The sequence below is a fragment of the Leucobacter sp. M11 genome, assembly GCF_035726885.1.
In the GTDB taxonomy this organism is placed as follows: domain Bacteria; phylum Actinomycetota; class Actinomycetes; order Actinomycetales; family Microbacteriaceae; genus JAPFRB01.
The window spans coordinates 65,938-66,955 of sequence record NZ_JAPFRB010000002.1 but is presented as its reverse complement, the minus strand read 5'-3'; the positions used below and the strand labels follow the sequence as shown (position 1 = coordinate 66,955).

The window sequence follows — 1,018 nt, the reverse complement described above, 5'->3', positions numbered from 1 at the left end:
TCACAGTCCGGAGGCTCGCTTTCGTCGGCCGAGGGCAATGAGGACGGGCGCGCCCACGATGGCGGTGACGATGCCCACGGGCAGTTCGGTCGGCGGAAGGGCGATCCGGCCGAGGAGGTCGGCGAGCAGGAGAAGACACGGGCCCAGCACGAGCGAGCCGAGGACGATCCAGCGCTGTTCGGGGCCGACCACCCAGCGGACGACGTGGGGCACCATCAGCCCGACGAAGCCGATCGGCCCGGCGAGGGCGGTTGCCCCGCCCGCGAGCAGGGTGATCGCGATGATGACGATCACGCGGGTGTGCCCGGTTCGGGCGCCGAGTGAGGCCGCGAGGTCGTCGCCGAGGGCGATCGCGTTGAGCGGCCCGGCGGCGGCGAGGGCGAGGAGGCCGCCGACGAGCAGAAAGGGCGCGACGGCGGCGAGGACGGTGCCATCGCGGCCGAGCAGGGAGCCCGCTGACCAGGTTCGCATCTGATCGAAGGTGGCGGGGTCGAGCAGCATGATGCCGTTCGTGATGCCGGTGAGGACGGCGCCGAGCGCGACCCCGGCGAGCGTGAAACGGACGGGGTCCGGGCCGCGCTTGCCGGCGGCACCGATGAGGGCGACCCCGACGGTGGTGACGAGGGCCCCGGCGAAGGCGAACCAGACGGTGTGCGCGATGGAGGCGGTGCCGAAGGCGGCCATCCCGAGCACGACGAAGAGCGCTGCGCCCGCGTTCACCCCGAGGATGCCGGGGTCGGCGAGCGGGTTTCGGGTGAGCGCCTGGATGAGGGCCCCCGCGACCGCGAGGGCGGCTCCGGCGCTGATCGCGATGAGCGTGCGGGGGAGCCGGGTCGCGGTCACGATGTGGTGATCGGCGGAGCCGTCCGGGGCGAAGAACGCGTCGAGCACCGTGTCGAGCGGGATGGCCTTCGAACCGATCGCGAGGCTCGCGGCGCTGAGCAGGGCGATCGCGATGATGCCCGCCGTGAGCAGGCCCAGTCGCCGGCCGGTGAGGGTCCGGGCCGCGGACGGGCCC

Annotated in this window: 1 protein-coding gene; it reads right to left on the bottom strand. The window is 73.7% G+C overall.

What is annotated here, in order from left to right:
• Positions 1 to 1,018, bottom strand: a 1,018-nt coding sequence (locus OOT08_RS04410; protein WP_325091352.1) for an iron chelate uptake ABC transporter family permease subunit, incomplete at its 5' end; no start/stop codon positions are given.